We start from the raw sequence: 15,793 nt of genomic DNA, 5'->3' as shown, positions 1-15,793 counted from the left end.
ATGGGTGGTTGGTCGTTGTTTGAGAACTGCACAGTGGACGCGAGCATCTGTGGCCAAGTTTTTAAGGGCGCACGGTGGATGCCTTGGCACCAGGAACCGATGAAGGACGTGGGAGGCCACGATAGTCCCCGGGGAGCCGTCAACCAGGCTTTGATCCGGGGGTTTCCGAATGGGGAAACCCGGCAGTCGTCATGGGCTGTCACCCATACCTGAACACATAGGGTATGTGGAGGGAACGCGGGGAAGTGAAACATCTCAGTACCCGCAGGAAGAGAAAACAACCGTGATTCCGGGAGTAGTGGCGAGCGAAACCGGATGAGGCCAAACCTTGTATGTGTGAGACCCGGCAGGGGTTGCATGCAGGGGTTGTGGGATCTCTTTGTCACAGTCTGCCGGCTGTGAGACGAGTCAGAAACCGTTGATGTAGACGAAGGACATGCGAAAGGTCCGGCGTAGAGGGTAAGACCCCCGTAGTCGAAACGTCAGCGGCTCGTTTAAGAGACACCCAAGTAGCACGGGGCCCGAGAAATCCCGTGTGAATCTGGCGGGACCACCCGTTAAGCCTAAATATTCCCTGGTGACCGATAGCGGATAGTACCGTGAGGGAATGGTGAAAAGTACCGCGGGAGCGGAGTGAAATAGTACCTGAAACCGTGTGCCTACAAGCCGTGGGAGCGTCGCGCAAGGAACTTGTTCCTTGCGTCGTGACTGCGTGCCTTTTGAAGAATGAGCCTGCGAGTTTGCGGTGTGTTGCGAGGTTAACCCGTGTGGGGAAGCCGTAGCGAAAGCGAGTCCGAATAGGGCGATTCAGTAGCGCGCTCAAGACCCGAAGCGGAGTGATCTAGCCATGGGCAGGTTGAAGCGGAGGTAAGACTTCGTGGAGGACCGAACCCACCAGGGTTGAAAACCTGGGGGATGACCTGTGGTTAGGGGTGAAAGGCCAATCAAACTCCGTGATAGCTGGTTCTCCCCGAAATGCATTTAGGTGCAGCGTCGTGTGTTTCTTGCCGGAGGTAGAGCACTGGATAGGCGATGGGCCCTACCGGGTTACTGACCTTAGCCAAACTCCGAATGCCGGTAAGTGAGAGCACGGCAGTGAGACTGTGGGGGATAAGCTCCATGGTCGAGAGGGAAACAGCCCAGAGCATCGACTAAGGCCCCTAAGCGTACGCTAAGTGGGAAAGGATGTGGAGTCGCAGAGACAACCAGGAGGTTGGCTTAGAAGCAGCCACCCTTGAAAGAGTGCGTAATAGCTCACTGGTCTAGTGATTCCGCGCCGACAATGTAGCGGGGCTCAAGCGTACCGCCGAAGTCGTGTCATTCCAGCATATAGGGCCAACGCCTGCTGGGATGGGTAGGGGAGCGTCGTGTGCCGGGTGAAGCAGCCGCGGAAGCGAGTTGTGGACGGTTCACGAGTGAGAATGCAGGCATGAGTAGCGATACACACGTGAGAAACGTGTGCGCCGATTGACTAAGGGTTCCTGGGTCAAGCTGATCTGCCCAGGGTAAGTCGGGACCTAAGGCGAGGCCGACAGGCGTAGTCGATGGATAACCGGTTGATATTCCGGTACCCGCTGTGAAGCGTCAAACATCGAATCCAGTGATGCTAAGGCCGTGAAGCCGTTCCGGACCCTTCGGGGAATGGAAAGTGGTGGAGCCGCCGGCCCAAGTTGGTAGTAGGTGAGTGATGGGGTGACGCAGGAAGGTAGTCCAGCCCGGGCGGTGGTTGTCCCGGGGTAAGGGTGTAGCCCGTGTGATAGGTAAATCCGTCGCACATGAGGGTGAGACCTGATGCCGAGCCGATTGTGGTGAAGTGGATGATCCTATGCTGTCGAGAAAAGCCTCTAGCGAGTTTCATGGCGGCCCGTACCCTAAACCGACTCAGGTGGTCAGGTAGAGAATACCGAGGCGTTCGGGTGAACTATGGTTAAGGAACTCGGCAAAATGCCCCCGTAACTTCGGGAGAAGGGGGGCCATCACTGGTGATTGGATTTACTCCATGAGCTGGGGGTGGCCGCAGAGACCAGCGAGAAGCGACTGTTTACTAAAAACACAGGTCCGTGCGAAGCCGTAAGGCGATGTATACGGACTGACGCCTGCCCGGTGCTGGAACGTTAAGGGGACCGGTTAGTGCACTTTCGGGTGTGCGAAGCTGAGAACTTAAGCGCCAGTAAACGGCGGTGGTAACTATAACCATCCTAAGGTAGCGAAATTCCTTGTCGGGTAAGTTCCGACCTGCACGAATGGCGTAACGACTTCTCGACTGTCTCAACCATAGGCCCGGTGAAATTGCACTACGAGTAAAGATGCTCGTTTCGCGCAGCAGGACGGAAAGACCCCGGGACCTTTACTACAGTTTGATATTGGTGTTCGGTTCGGCTTGTGTAGGATAGGTGGGAGACTTTGAACCAGCCACGCCAGTGGTTGGGGAGTCGTCGTTGAAATACCACTCTGGTCGTGCTGGATGTCTAACCTGGGTCCGTGATCCGGATCAGGGACAGTGTCTGATGGGTAGTTTAACTGGGGCGGTTGCCTCCCAAAGAGTAACGGAGGCGCCCAAAGGTTCCCTCAGCCTGGTTGGTAATCAGGTGTTGAGTGTAAGTGCACAAGGGAGCTTGACTGTGAGACCGACGGGTCGAGCAGGGACGAAAGTCGGGACTAGTGATCCGGCGGTGGCTTGTGGAAGCGCCGTCGCTCAACGGATAAAAGGTACCCCGGGGATAACAGGCTGATCTTCCCCAAGAGTCCATATCGACGGGATGGTTTGGCACCTCGATGTCGGCTCGTCGCATCCTGGGGCTGGAGTCGGTCCCAAGGGTTGGGCTGTTCGCCCATTAAAGCGGTACGCGAGCTGGGTTTAGAACGTCGTGAGACAGTTCGGTCCCTATCCGCTGCGCGCGCAGGAGTCTTGAGAAGAGCTGTCCCTAGTACGAGAGGACCGGGACGGACGAACCTCTGGTGTGCCAGTTGTCCTGCCAAGGGCATGGCTGGTTGGCTACGTTCGGAAAGGATAACCGCTGAAAGCATCTAAGCGGGAAGCCTGCTTCAAGATGAGGACTCCCACCCCCTTTGAGGGGTTAAGGCTCCCAGTAGACGACTGGGTTGATAGGCCAGATCTGGAAGCCCGGTAACGGGTGGAGGTGACTGGTACTAATAGGCCGAGGGCTTGTCCTCAGTTGCTCGCGTCCACTGTGTTGGTTCTGAAACCATGAACAACCGTCGTAGTCATAGGCCACGACTCCGGTTGACAGTTTCATAGTGTTTCGGTGGTCATAGCGTGAGGGAAACGCCCGGTTACATTCCGAACCCGGAAGCTAAGCCTCACAGCGCCGATGGTACTGCAGGGGGGACCCTGTGGGAGAGTAGGACGCCGCCGAACAAGTTTTAGGGAAAAGCCCCGTGCCTCTGGCACGGGGCTTTTCTGCGTTTCAAGGGTATTCGAGGCGTTCCGTCTTCTAGGCCGGCTCCACCAATTACGAGGTCGAGGACGGACTCCACCCGGGAGCGCGGGATGCCGTGGGTCGCCGGACAGGACCTAGCTGAAGTCGTCCGAGCGCACCCGGCACCGAGCAGCGGAAAATGGTGTAGTACCCCGGTACTGCGGGCCCGTAGGGTGCGGACGCATGGACTACGAGATTCGCCCGTTGCGTGCCGATGAGTGGGCCCTGGCGAAGGAGTTGCGGCTCGCCGCGCTGCGGGACGAGGCCGCGCCGATCGCCTTCCAGGAGTCGTACGAAGAGGCTCGCGCGCGGTCGGACTCCTTCTGGCGGGACCGGGCCGCGGGGAACGCGCGCGGCACGGACTCCCGGATGTTCGTGGCGGTCGCCCCCGACGGGCGGTTCGCGGGCAGCGTCGTGCTGCTCGTGGAGCGGGCCGGGGCGAAGGACTACCTCGGCACGGTCGTGGACCGCACCCAGGGCGTGATCGTCGGCGTGTACGTACGGCCCGAGGCGCGCGGCGGCGCCGTGATCCGGGGGCTGTTCGACGCGGCCGTGGCATGGGCCTGGACGCTCGACGGGGTGGACCGCGTGCGGCTGTACGTCCACGAGGACAACGCGCGGGCCGAGGCGTGCTACCGCCGGTACGGCTTCGTGCCCACCGGAGAGGTCACCCCGATGGCGAGCGACCCCTCGCGGATGGAGCGCGAGATGGAGTTCGAGAAGCCCTAGCGGTACGGGGTCTGGGCCCGTGCGGTGCGCAGGGCGCGGGCCCACCAGTCCAGCTGGTCGAGCATGACCTTGGCGGCGCCGGCCGCGCCCCGCTCGTCGTGGGCCAGGCCGCCCTCGGCGAAGTGGTCGCCGGTGACCTTGTGGAAGCTGACGCCGTCGCGGACCGTGGCGCAGTGCAACTCGGCGAAGACCAGGCGCAGTTGCTCCACCGCGCGCAGGCCGCCCGCCACGCCCCCGTACGAGACGAAGCCGACCGGCTTGGCCTTCCACTCGGTGTGGTGGAGGTCGATGAAGTGCTTCAGGTGGGCGGGGAAGCTGTGGTTGTACTCGGGGGTGACGATCACATAGGCGTCGGCGTCCTCGACGCGGGCCGCCAACTCGGCCTGGGCGGGGGTGCGTTGGTGTCCCCAGCTCGGATGGGTGTCCGGGAGGTCCAGGTCGGCGAGGTCGATGACGTCGAAGTGGGTGTGGGGGGAGTGGCCGCGGGCGCGGTCAGCGAACCAGGCGCCGACGGTGGGGGCGAGGCGGCCTTCGCGGGTGGAGCCGATGACGACGGCGACGCGGAGGGGCGTGGTGCTGGACATCTGGGTTCTCCTCGGGTGTGGGTCGGGGGTCAGGCTGTCTTCGTGTACGGGGAGGTGCCGGCGCGTGGTGCCGGGCGCCGGGCGGGAGGGGACAGCAGCCGGTACGTGAGCGCCGCCAGTGCCGCCATCAGGCCGGTCACCGACCACAGCGCCACTTTCCAGGCCGCTGTGAACGCGGCCGCGTGGCCGCCCGCGCCCGCCGTGATCCGCGCCGCCGACACGTCGGGGCCGACGCGGGACTCGACCGCGGTGAGGAGCAGCGCCCCGAAGGCCGTGAGCATGACGGCGCCGGTGCCGCCGCGCACCGTGTTCAGGAAGCCGGAGGCCATGCCGACCTCGGACGGGGCGACCATCGACAGGGCCTGCGCGTCGACGATGCCGAGGGACAGGCCCTGGCCGGCGCCGATGGTGAGCAGCGGGCCCGCGAGGGCGGTGGCGGGGATGTCGGGGTGGAGCGTGGTCAGCCAGGCGTTGCCCGCCGCGATCAGCAGCAGGGACAGGACCAGGAGGTGCCGGGCCGGGACGCCGCGGTTGACCAGGCGGGCGCCGAGCGGGGGCAGGGCGAGGACCGGCACCGTCATCAGGAGGAGGGTCAGGCCCGCGGTCCCGGCCGTCGTGCCGCTCGCGCCCTGGAGGTAGGTGGGCAGGAAGGCGAGGACGCCGGTGGTGCCCGCGCCGAGCCCGAAGGCGCCGACGATCCAGCCGAGGAACGCGGGGTTGCGGGCGAGCCGCAGATCCAGGATCGGGCGGCCCTCGCCGCTGCGGACGACGCGGCGCTCGACCCGTACGAAGGCGAGCAGGAGGGCCGCCGCGAGCGTCGCGGGCAGCAGGGTGGCGGGGGCGGTCGGGCCCGACGCGGAGCCCTGGGTGACGGCGAAGAGGGCGAGGGCCAGGCCGGCGATGAACGTCGCGGCGCCCGCCTTGTCGACGCGCGGCGCGAGGTCGGCCCGGGACTCGGGCATCAGGCGCGTACCGGCGAGGATGACGGCGCCCACGGCGACGTACGACAGGAACGTGGCGCGCCAGCCGAGGGCGTCGACCAGCCGGCCGGAGAAGGTCGGGCCGAAGGCGAGGCCGAGGCCCGCCGTGGTGCCGAGCGAGGCGAAGACGCGGGTGCGGGCCGCTCCGGTGAAGGTGGCGGCGAGCAGGGAGCCGCCGCTCGCCATCACGCCCGCGGCGCCGACGCCGGACAGGAGGCGGGCCGCGTCGAGCAGCAGGATGTGGTGCGCGAGGGCCGAGGCGAGGGTGCCCGCCGTGTAGAGGGCGGCGCCCGTCGTGAGGATCCTGCGGCGGCCGTAGAGGTCACCGAGCGACCCGGCGACCAGCATGAACGAGGAAGCGGCGAGGAAGTAGCCGACGACCACCCACTGGAGGGCGGCGCCGGAGGCGTCGAGGTCGGCGCCGATCCGGGGCAGGGCCACGGTGGTGCCGGACATCGCCATCGGGAGCGTGAGCATGCCGAGGAGGACGACGATCAGGGTGAGAGCGGCGCGGCCGCCGCCGACTTCGCGGGCCGCCGATGCCTGGGGTGCGGTTGCCATGCCGGTAAAGTACAACCGTGGTTGTAGTAGGTGCAACGGTCGTTGTACCTAGGTCTCTGTGCCTAGGCTGGACGTGAGCGGAGGAGTTCTGGCATGGCGGAGCAGCGGCAGGGGCGCAGGGGCACGGCCGAGAAGCGGCAGGCACTGCTGCGCGGGGCGCGGACGGTCTTCGGACGCGAGGGCTACACGCGCGCGGGCATCGACGAGATCGCGGCCGAGGCGGGGGTCTCGACGCGCACGCTCTACAACCACTTCGGCGGCAAGGAGAACCTCTTCCGCGAGGCGCTGCTCGACAGCGCCGCCGCCGTCACCGCGGTCCATGTCGCCATCGCGGAACGGCACTTGAGCAAGGTCACGGACGTCGAGAAGGACCTCGTCGCCTTCGCCCGGGAGTGGATGGGGCGGCGCGGCGAGCACGCCGCGCACATGCGGCTCGTACGCCAGATCATCTCCGAGGGGACGCGGCTGCCCGCCGGTGTCGTCGAGGAGTGGCAGCGCACGGGACCGCGCGCGTCGGTGGAGGCGGTGCGCGAGCGGCTCGCCGAGCTGGGCGCGCGGGGGCTGTTGGCGATCGACGAGGACGGATCGGCGGAAGCGGCACGGTACTTGATGCTGCTGGTGCCGGGGTCCGTGACCGTCGACACGTTCTTCGGGGTGGTGCCGATGCCGGAGGCGGAGGTCGAGGCGCGCGTGGAGAGCGGCGTGCGGACGTTCCTGAAGCTGTACGGGGTGTGAGCGACTCGCCTCAGGCGAGCGGCAGTTCCGCGTCCGGCCAGCGGGAGCGGCCCTGTTCCCGGGACCGGAGCAGGGCCAGGGTCAGAAGGCCCCGGTCCGCTCCGGTGGACAGCAGCTCCGGCAGCTGGGGAAGCGGAGCCACCGCCGCGACGTCGTCCAGGACGAGCGTCATTGGTGGGTCGAGCCGACCGGCGGGTGACCGTTCGGCCATGCGCCGGCCGTGCTCGACCACGCTCGAGGCGAGGGCCGTCAGGAGCGGCATCGCACCGGGATTTCCCTTCGGGTCCTCGATGGGTTCACCCACCACATAAAGCGTGCCCCCTTCGTCCACGAAGGAATCCAGGGTGAGCGCATCAGTTCGGTTCGGGGTGCACGCCTCACGGATGTGCACGGTGAACAGGGAGGACAGGGCGCGGGCGGTCAACTCCTGTGCCATGTCGCGGCGTTCGGGGTGCGAGGTGAGGGCGGCTTCGAGTTCACCCGCTGTGCCGGAGACGGCCTTGGGGTTCGTACGGAGGATGCGCACGGCGTCCTGGACCTGGGTGCCCTGCGCCCAGCGGTGGACATGGCGGAACGGTTTGCCTTCGGCGGCCGCGGCGTGCAGGTAGCAGCGCAGGAGGATCTCGGCGGTCTCGGCCAGCTCGGAGTCGAGGCGGGCCGTCGGCCTTATCGGGGCGAGCAGCGCACTGGCCCGGTGCGCCGCGACCGCCTTGTTCTCGCAGCCGGACGCGGGGTTCCAGTGCATACGGGCCGGGGTGTCGCAGCGGTGCGTGGGGTCGTAGAGGAGGACCGGGCCGAGCTTGGCCCGCGCGTCCTTCGTCTCCTCCCAGACCTGCGGCGACGACGTGATGACGAGGGCCGGGCCCTCGGCGTCCTGGATGGCCTGGACGGCCTGGGGGTGGCGGTCCTGGGGCGTGCCCAGGAGGAGGGGGCCGCGCGGGGCCGGGAGCCCCGCATGCACCACAGGCTCGGCCTGGACGGGGGATTCGGCTTGCGCCGGGGGTACCGCTTGGGTCGGGGATGCCGTTTGAACCGGGGGTACCGCTTGGTCCGGGGATGCCGCTTGAGCCGGCGGGGGTGCGGCTTCGAGGGGAGGTTCGGCCTCGACCGGGTGCGGGACGGGCGTCCGCCGGGCCGGAGGTTCGTCGTCCGTGACCGGCGCGGGAGACTGGCCGCGCCCCGCGGGGGAGCCGCTGACCGACACGGCCCCGCGCCCCCGGCGGGCGGCCCGCTCGGGGGCTCCCCGGCGCACCGCGCGCCACCGCGCCAGCGTTCCCGCCACGAACACCGCGAGGACCACCAGGATCATCAGCTGCCCGATGAACAGGCCCCAGAACAGGCCGTACCCCGACAGCTGGGCCTTCGGGGTGTTCGGCCAGGCGCCCACGAGATCGTGCGGCGCCGCGATCAACGACCGCATGGCGAGCGGCGTATGACCGAACGTCACCCGGTTCGGCCACGCGCCCTTCGCGAACAGACCCGAGAGGCCCGTCGCCGTCCACACCAGGATCGTCATGCCGAGCAGGAACGCCAGCACGCCGACGAGCAGGCCGTCCGGGACACCGCCACGGCCGCGCTCGTCACCGCCGTACCGGCGCCCGTCGTCACGTCGGTACCCGCGCTCGTCCCGCATCATCATCTCGCTCAGGCCACCGTGGATTCGGAGGAGTCGCTCAGCCGCTGCTCGACGAACGCCGCCGCCCGCTCCTCCGCCTCCAACTCGGCGGCGTGCAGGGCGTCCTCGGCCAGATGCTCCTCGGACGTCTCGGTCATGGCGCGGTCGGTGAAGACCAGTGGGCGTTCCGTCTCGGTGATCAGGTGCTTGACCACCTGGACGTTGCCGTTGACGTCCCAGACCGCGATGCCCGGTGTGAGCGTCGGGATGATCTCGACCGCCCAGCGTGGCAGCCCGAGGACGCGGCCCGTGGCCCGCGCCTCGTCGGCCTTCTGGGCGTAGATCGTCCTCGTGGAGGCCATCTTCAGGATCGCCGCGGCCTCCTTCGCCGCCGCGCCGTCCACCACGTCGGACAAGTGGTGGACCACCGCCACGAAGGACAGGCCGAGCCGTCGCCCGAACTTCAGCAGACGCTGGAACAGCTGCGCCACGAACGGGGAGTTGATGATGTGCCAGGCCTCCTCGACCAGGAAGATGCGCTTCTTCCGGTCGGGGCGGATCCAGGTGTGCTCCAGCCAGACGCCGACGATCGCCATCAGGATCGGCATCGCGATCGAGTTGCGGTCGATGTGCGAGAGGTCGAAGACGATCAGCGGCGCGTCCAGGTCGATGCCGACCGTCGTCGGGCCGTCGAACATGCCGCGCAGGTCACCGTCGACGAGCCGGTCGAGGACGAGAGCGACGTCGAGCCCCCAGGCCCGTACGTCCTCTATGGCGACGTTCATCGCCTCGGCCGACTCCGGTTCCGGGTGGCGCAGCTGCTCGACGATGTCGGTCAGGACCGGCTGGCGCTCGACGATGGTCTCGTTGACATAGGCGTGCGCGACCTTCAGGGCGAAGCCGGAGCGCTCGTCCAGGCCGTGCCCCATCGCGACCTCGATGATGGTGCGAAGGAGCGCCAGCTGGCCCGTCGTCGTGATCGCCGGGTCGAGCGGGTTGAGCCGGATGCCCATGTCCAGGGCGGCCGTCGGGTCGAGCCGGATGGGAGTTATCCCCAGCTCCTGCGCGATGAGGTTCCATTCGCCGACCCCGTCCTCGCCCTGCGCGTCGAGGACGACGACCTGCCGGTCGCGGAACCTCAACTGCCGCAGCACGTACGTCTTCTCCAGCGCCGACTTGCCGTTCCCGGACTCGCCGAGGACCAGCCAGTGCGGCGCGGGGAGCTGCTGCCCGTACAGCTGGAAGGGGTCGTAGATGTAGCCCTTGCCGGAGTACACCTCACGGCCGATGATCACGCCGGAGTCGCCGAGCCCGGGGGCGGCGGTCGGCAGATAGACGGCCTGGGCCTGACCCGTCGACGTCCGGACGGGCAGCCGGGTCGTCTCCACCTTCCCGAACAGGAAGGAGGTGAAGGCGTCCGTGAGAAGCGACATCGGATCCCGCATGCGCGCGCTCTCCCTCTACCGTCGGATGCCGGTGGCGAACGGCAGGGTGTTCACGAACGCCCGGTGGTGCTCGCGGTCGCACCATTCCAGCTTCAGGTACGACTTTCCGGCCGACGCCCTGATGGTCCGCTTGTCCCGGGCCAGGGCGTCCGGATTGCGCGAGGAGACCGTGATGTAGCCGACGATGTTCACGCCGGCCGCGCCGCTCGCCAGGTCCTCGCCGCGCTGGTCGAGGCGGCCGTGCGCGGCGATGTCGCGGGGGTCGACGGTCCGGTTCATCTTGGCGGCGCGGGACGCCTCCGCCTCGTCGTTCGTCTTCTCCGTCAGCATGCGCTCGATGGCGACCTCCGTCGGTTCCAGGTCCATCGTGACGGCGACGGTCCTGATCACGTCCGGGGTGTGCACGAGCAGCGGCGCGAGGAAGTTGACGCCCACCGGCGTCATCGGCCACTCCTTGACCCAGGCCGTGGCGTGGCACCAGGGCGCGCGCGTCGACGACTCGCGCGTCTTGGCCTGGAGGTACGTGGGCTCCATGGCGTCGAGCTCGGCCGGCCAGGCATTACGTTTCGTCATCGCCTGGATGTGGTCGATGGGGTGGTCCGGGTCGTACATGGAGTGGACCAGCGAGGCGAGCCGCCCCTGGCCCAGCGGCTGCCGGACCCGGATGTCGGCCTCCTGCAACCGCGAGCAGATGTCGGTCAGTTCCCGGGCCATGACGACCGCGAGCCCCGCGTCCCTGTCGACCTTCTTGCCGGCCTTCGGGCGGGTGGCGCGGGCCATCGCGTTGGCCTCGGCGGCGAGCTCGCGGGTGTAGTGCATGCAGGCCACCAGGTACGCGCGGTGCTGCTCACTGCTCGTCGACACCATGGACTGCAACTGTTCGTACGACTCCTGGAGCCAGCCGGGGGCGCGGTCGTCACCGCGTACCGCGACGTCCTTGGCGTGGGCGTCGGGGTCGGCGGGCAGGGTGCGGGCGAGCATCTGGAGCCGCGTCACGAACCCGTCCCCGTTGGCGACGTGCTTGAGCAGCGTCCCGAACCGGTCGACGAGGGCCTCCTGGTCCTCGGAGTCGCGCAGGCCCACACCCGGGCCCTCGATCTCGATGGCGGCGGTCACCGTGCGCCGGTCGGCGTGCAGCAGGACGGCGATCTCGTCAGGGCCGAACGGCGCGGCGAGCCAGGTCAGGCGGCCGATCCCGGGCGGCGGCCCGACCTCGACCTCACGCCCGTCGAGCCGGGTGCCGGCCTCCATGGGGCGCGAGCGGTAGGCGGTGCCGCGCCGCAGGGACCGCTTGTAACTCCGGTTGATCTCGAACCACTTGTAGAACGTGCGGTGCTTGTACGGGACGTAGACCGCGGCGAGTGCCAGCAGCGGGAAGCCCATGAGCAGCACGATCCGCAGGGAGAGGACCGGGACGAGAAGACCGCACATCATGCCGAGGAAGGCACCGACGATGATCAGGGCGAGCTCGCCGGATTCGCGGTTCCTGCCGACGATCGCGTTCGGCCGGGCGCGGCCGATCAGATATGTACGGCGGGGCGTGACCTGGGGGGACACATGGGACTGGGTCGTCAACGCCCTGCACCTCCTTGCGGTTTGCCGTTGCTTCGGGGACCGGTGTCGCTACCGCCGCGGCTGCCCGCGTGCGGGGTGTTCGTGGGACTCGTACGGGGTGGGGGTGCGGCGGAGGGGACAGTTCCGCCGCCGCCCCCTGACCCGCCCTGCCGCGAGCTGTGCGCGGCCACACCACCGGACGCGGGGTTGGACGGACGGGCCTGGCCGGCTCCGCCCGAGGCACCTCCGCTGTCCGCGCGGGTGCTGTGGGTCTTGATGCCCTGCGAGACGAGCGCGGCGGGCGAGGAGATCATCGCGGCGGCCTTGCCCTCGGCGCCCTGCATGATCCGGTTCTTTCGTACGTTGGCCATCTCGTCGCCGAAGCCGGGGACGAAGCGGTAGATCATGCCGCTCGCGAAGATGGCGAGCAGCACGATGGCGAGTCCGGAGACGACGGCCGCGAGCGCGTCCGGTCCGTCGTCGCTGCTGGACAGCGCGCCCGCGAGCCCGAGCACGATGACGATCACCGGTTTGACGAGGATGACGGCGACCATGATCCCGACCCAGCGGCGGACATGGCCCCACAGGTTCTTGTCGACGAGCCCCGAGTACACGATGACGCCGAGCAGGGCACCGACGTACAGCAGCACGGCCCGCAGATACAGCTCCAGGTAGAGCACACCGGCGGCGATGATCGACACGAGCGAGACGATGATCAGCATGATCGGCCCGCCGCCGATGTCGTCGCCCTTCTTCAGCGCCTGCGAGAACGTCCCGAAGAACGTGTCCGTCTGGTTGCCCGTCGCCTTGGCCAGCACGTCGGTGACGCCGTCCGCCGCGGAGACGACCGTGTACAGGATGAGCGGCGTGAACGCCGACGCCAGCACGGTCAGCCAGAGGAAGCCGACGGCCTCCGAGATCGCCGTGCTCAGCGGCACGCCGCGCACGGCCCGCTTGGCGACGGCGAGCAGCCACAGGAGCAGCGTGAGGATCGTCGACGCGGCGAACACGACGGCGTACTGCTGAAGGAACTTGGTGTTGGTGAAGTCGACCTCGGCGGTCTTCTTCACGGCCTCGCTGAGCAGGTCGACGGTCCAGGACGCGGCGTCGGCGCAGCCCTTGGCGAGGCTGGACAGGGGGTCGAGGGGGTTGGTGACGTCGGGGGTGGTCCCGCCACCGCCGGTGGTGCCACCGGTGCCGCCCTTGTCGCCGCGCTCGCAGTACTGCTTGGCGCGGCCGTGGATGAGGCCGCAGGGGTCGCTGGTGGGTTCGGGCGCGGCCATGGCCCGCGTGGCCAGCAGGACGGCCGTGGTCTGTACGGCCGCGACGGCGGCGGTGATCCTGAGCGCGCGGCGTGGACTACCGGGCATACGAGAACCCTCCGTACTCCTCGATGGCCTTGCTGATGTCGTCGGAGTCGGAGGCCCGCTGGTCCCCGGGGACGGGGGTGGGCCCGTCCTTCTGGGAGTCGGAGACGATCTTCCAGTCGCCGCCGGTCCAGCGCAGGTCGAAGGTCCAGGTCTGCCAGGTCGTGGTGACCGGGTTCGTGGAGTTCGTGCCGGAGACGCCGAGGAGCCCCATGAACCAGACCGAGACCTTCGCGGTGCCGCCGCCGTACCGGAGCGTCTTCGTGCCGGCCGGAATCGTGCGCGAGACGAACGTGCTGCCCTGCGGCGCCCGGCCGTCGGCGTCGAGACCCAGCTTGCTCAGGAAGTCCGTGGAGTACGCCTTGTCCATCGGGTCCTTGAGCCTGGCCGCCGCGGCGCTCGTGTAGAGGGCGTCCACGATGGAGTGCCGCCGCTCGGTGTTGAACATGCCGTCCCCGCCGAGCTGCACCGCGTAGTTCGCCGCCGCGGACTGCGCCCCCTGCTCGTCGTGGGCGAAGCCCGAACTCACCGGCTTCGTGCCGGTGGGGGCCGTCGGGGACGCCCCCGCCGCGGCCTCGGAGCCCGCCTCGCCGCCGGACGGCCCGTCGTCGCCGCGGTTCGCGAACGCGATCGCCGCGATCAGGAGCACCACCACGCCGACCACGGTCACCAGGGAACGGGACGAGGAGCGGCCCGGTCTGCGGGAACCGCCGTAGACATCGCTGCCCGAGCCCTCGGGGAGCCGGGTGCGGGTCTGCCCCGTACCGCCGTAGAAGTCGTCGTCACCACGGTCGTCGAGACTCATTCGGCGCACGCCCCCTCAACCTCTGGTTGAACCACCGCATACGACGGTAGCCGTGCTGGTTCCCGCGCGGGCGCGGTGTGGTGACTCGACATCAGGGAGACGCAACCTCAGCCGGTGGGCACGACGGGACGTGGGGGACAGGGGTGAAGGAGAGGTAACCGGGTGGGACCGGCCCGAAACTGACGGTGCGTGGGCCGGGCTAGACGGCCATGCCGTACACGATGGTGAAGAGCGTGCCGAGGGACCCGATGATGAAGACCCCGGTCAGGCCCGCGATGATCAGGCCCTTGCCCTGCTCGGCGCTGAAGGTGTCGCGCAGCGCCGTCGCCCCGATCCGTTGTTTGGCCGCGCCCCAGATCGCGATGCCGAGGCACAGCAGGATGGCCACCGCCATCACCACCTCGATCATCACGCGCGCCTCGTTGCCCAGGGTCCCGAACGGGCCCCAGTCAGGGGCGATCCCGCCGATGATGGTCGTGATGTCGCCCTTTTCGGCTGCCAGCAGCATGTGTAACTCACCGCCCCATGTGGGTAGTTCTGTCGCCCCCGCCGCAGCGCAGAGGTCAAGCCCATTCTTCCTCAGAACGCCGCTGATGCCTGCACACTTGGCGCCATTCCTTGGCTGAGTTCCTACGCCTCCGCGCTCGGAGGCCCGCTGTGGGAGGCGGGTCCGTATGCGAAGGAACGTATGGTCACTCTGTGTATCACGGGGGATTACGTGGAGCAATGAGCTGGGAGAACGCCACGACAGGCGACAACACCCCCTGTGTCCCGGCGGCCGCCCGTAGAATGCGGGCGTCCGGGCGTGGGACTTCCTTGTGGCGAGAGGCGGTTGACGGTGCGTAAGGCGTGGATCGTCGCGGGATCGGCCGTCGCCGGGGGCACCGGATTCATGACCCTGCTGGTCGTCGGCACGTACATGGCGGCGGGAAGCCTGACCAACGGGGTCGGGCAGGGGGCCGTCGGCCTCGCCAAGGGCTCCGTGCCGGCCGCGTACCAGGCGCTCGTGCAGAAGTGGGGCAATCTGTGCCCCGCGATCAACCCGGCGCTGCTCGCCGCGCAGCTCTACCAGGAGAGCGGGTTCAACCCGAAGGCGACGAGCCCGGCGAAGGCCTACGGGATCGCGCAGTTCATCGCCGGGACCTGGGCCACGCACGGGGTGGACGGGGACGGGGACGGGGACCGCGACATCTGGGACCCGGACGACGCCATCCCGTCGGCCGCGAGCTACGACTGCAAGCTCGCCTCGTACGTGAAGGACGTGCCCGGCGACGCGACGAAGAACATGCTCGCCTCCTACAACGCGGGCGCGTACGCCGTCATCAAGTACAAGGGCGTGCCGCCGTACCGCGAGACCCAGAACTACGTGAAGACGATCACGACGCTGGAGAAGTCCTTCGCCCGGCCGGTCGGGCGGGTGCAGCCGTCGCAGCAGGCCGCGGCGGCCATCTACTTCGCGCAGAAGAAGCTCGGCACCCCGTATCTGTGGGGCGGGAACGGCACCGCCGACCAGGGCGGGCGGTTCGACTGCTCCGGGCTGACCAAGGCCGCGTACGAGACGGTCGGGATCACGCTGCCGCGCGTGGCGAACGACCAGTACAACGCCGGACCGCACCCCAAGCGCGCCGAGCTGCTCCCGGGTGACCTGGTGTTCTTCTCGGACGACCTCACCAACAGCCGGGCCATTCGCCATGTGGGGATCTATGTCGGGGGCGGGTACATGATCGACGCCCCGCGGCCGGGGGCCGTCATTCGATTCGACCCCATCGACACGCCTGACTACTTCGGTGCCACGCGCGTCACCGAGGACGGGGCGAAGGCGCTGTGACGTGGCTTGAACTCTCTGTTAATGCCTGGCCCTGAGCTGCGGGTTTGTATCTCTCTTCGATAACGTCTGCGTGATCATTCGGTGGAGTGTGGAACGTAGGGAGTGGGACCGTGCGTTCCTTTTGCTGAACCGGAAAAACAACCACGGGGG

At 67.9% G+C, this 15,793-nt stretch carries 11 protein-coding genes and 2 rRNA genes; 5 read left to right on the top strand and 8 right to left on the bottom strand.

Translation table 11 applies throughout. From position 1 onward, the window contains the following. Window positions 1-51 precede the first annotated feature (51 nt). From V2W30_RS18790 to V2W30_RS18780, 3 genes are all read left to right on the top strand, one after another. Window positions 52-3,174 (top strand): 23S ribosomal RNA (locus V2W30_RS18790). A gap of 88 nt (window positions 3,175-3,262) precedes the next feature. Next, a 5S ribosomal RNA gene (gene rrf / locus V2W30_RS18785) occupies window positions 3,263-3,379 on the top strand. Window positions 3,380-3,623: 244 nt separating this feature from the next. Next, window positions 3,624-4,169: a GNAT family N-acetyltransferase gene (locus tag V2W30_RS18780; protein WP_338698062.1), complete on the top strand. Its 546-nt coding sequence runs from the start codon at window positions 3,624-3,626 to the stop codon at window positions 4,167-4,169. Here the strand turns inward: V2W30_RS18780 and V2W30_RS18775 are convergent. Together V2W30_RS18775 and V2W30_RS18770 are read right to left on the bottom strand one after the other, a co-directional pair. Next, a complete protein-coding gene (locus tag V2W30_RS18775; protein ID WP_338698060.1) occupies window positions 4,166-4,753 on the bottom strand; it encodes an NAD(P)H-dependent oxidoreductase in 588 nt (195 codons plus the stop codon). The genes V2W30_RS18780 and V2W30_RS18775 overlap by 4 nt on opposite strands. Before the next feature lie 29 nt (window positions 4,754-4,782). Continuing rightward, complete coding sequence (locus tag V2W30_RS18770; RefSeq protein WP_338698059.1) at window positions 4,783-6,294, bottom strand: MFS transporter; 1,512 nt, start codon at window positions 6,292-6,294, stop codon at window positions 4,783-4,785. Between the two features lie 93 nt (window positions 6,295-6,387). Here V2W30_RS18770 and V2W30_RS18765 point away from each other — a divergent pair, with 93 nt between their 5' ends. Beyond that, window positions 6,388-7,029 (top strand): TetR/AcrR family transcriptional regulator, encoded by a 642-nt coding sequence (locus tag V2W30_RS18765; protein ID WP_338698057.1) that lies wholly within the window; start codon window positions 6,388-6,390, stop codon window positions 7,027-7,029. A gap of 10 nt (window positions 7,030-7,039) precedes the next feature. On the opposite strand, the gene V2W30_RS18760 is transcribed toward V2W30_RS18765, so the two are convergent. From V2W30_RS18760 to V2W30_RS18735, 6 genes are all read right to left on the bottom strand, one after another. Then, window positions 7,040-8,665, bottom strand: a complete 1,626-nt coding sequence (locus tag V2W30_RS18760; protein WP_338703677.1) for a TraM recognition domain-containing protein — start codon at window positions 8,663-8,665, stop codon at window positions 7,040-7,042. A gap of 8 nt (window positions 8,666-8,673) precedes the next feature. Further along, window positions 8,674-10,089: an ATP-binding protein gene (locus tag V2W30_RS18755; protein ID WP_338698055.1), complete on the bottom strand. Its 1,416-nt coding sequence runs from the start codon at window positions 10,087-10,089 to the stop codon at window positions 8,674-8,676. 15 nt (window positions 10,090-10,104) lie between these two features. Further along, window positions 10,105-11,664, bottom strand: coding sequence for an SCO6880 family protein (locus V2W30_RS18750; protein WP_338698053.1), 1,560 nt, complete (start codon window positions 11,662-11,664; stop codon window positions 10,105-10,107). Continuing rightward, window positions 11,661-13,013 carry a hypothetical protein gene (locus tag V2W30_RS18745; RefSeq protein WP_338698051.1) on the bottom strand — a complete coding sequence of 451 codons (1,353 nt, stop codon included), beginning with the start codon at window positions 13,011-13,013 and terminating at the stop codon, window positions 11,661-11,663. The genes V2W30_RS18750 and V2W30_RS18745 overlap by 4 nt, the downstream gene beginning before the upstream one ends. Next, window positions 13,003-13,815 (bottom strand): hypothetical protein, encoded by an 813-nt coding sequence (locus V2W30_RS18740; protein ID WP_338698049.1) that lies wholly within the window; start codon window positions 13,813-13,815, stop codon window positions 13,003-13,005. Before V2W30_RS18740 ends, V2W30_RS18745 begins: the two co-directional genes overlap by 11 nt. 199 nt (window positions 13,816-14,014) lie before the next feature. Next, window positions 14,015-14,323 (bottom strand): hypothetical protein, encoded by a 309-nt coding sequence (locus tag V2W30_RS18735; RefSeq protein WP_188337772.1) that lies wholly within the window; start codon window positions 14,321-14,323, stop codon window positions 14,015-14,017. Window positions 14,324-14,653: 330 nt separating this feature from the next. Here V2W30_RS18735 and V2W30_RS18730 point away from each other — a divergent pair, with 330 nt between their 5' ends. After that, window positions 14,654-15,643, top strand: a complete 990-nt coding sequence (locus V2W30_RS18730; protein ID WP_338703676.1) for a bifunctional lytic transglycosylase/C40 family peptidase — start codon at window positions 14,654-14,656, stop codon at window positions 15,641-15,643. Window positions 15,644-15,793 lie beyond the last annotated feature (150 nt).

The organism is Streptomyces sp. Q6 (assembly GCF_036967205.1).
GTDB classification, from domain to species: domain Bacteria; phylum Actinomycetota; class Actinomycetes; order Streptomycetales; family Streptomycetaceae; genus Streptomyces; species Streptomyces citrinus.
The sequence above is the reverse complement of the archived record's forward strand: the minus strand, read 5'-3'. Positions and strand labels throughout refer to the sequence as shown.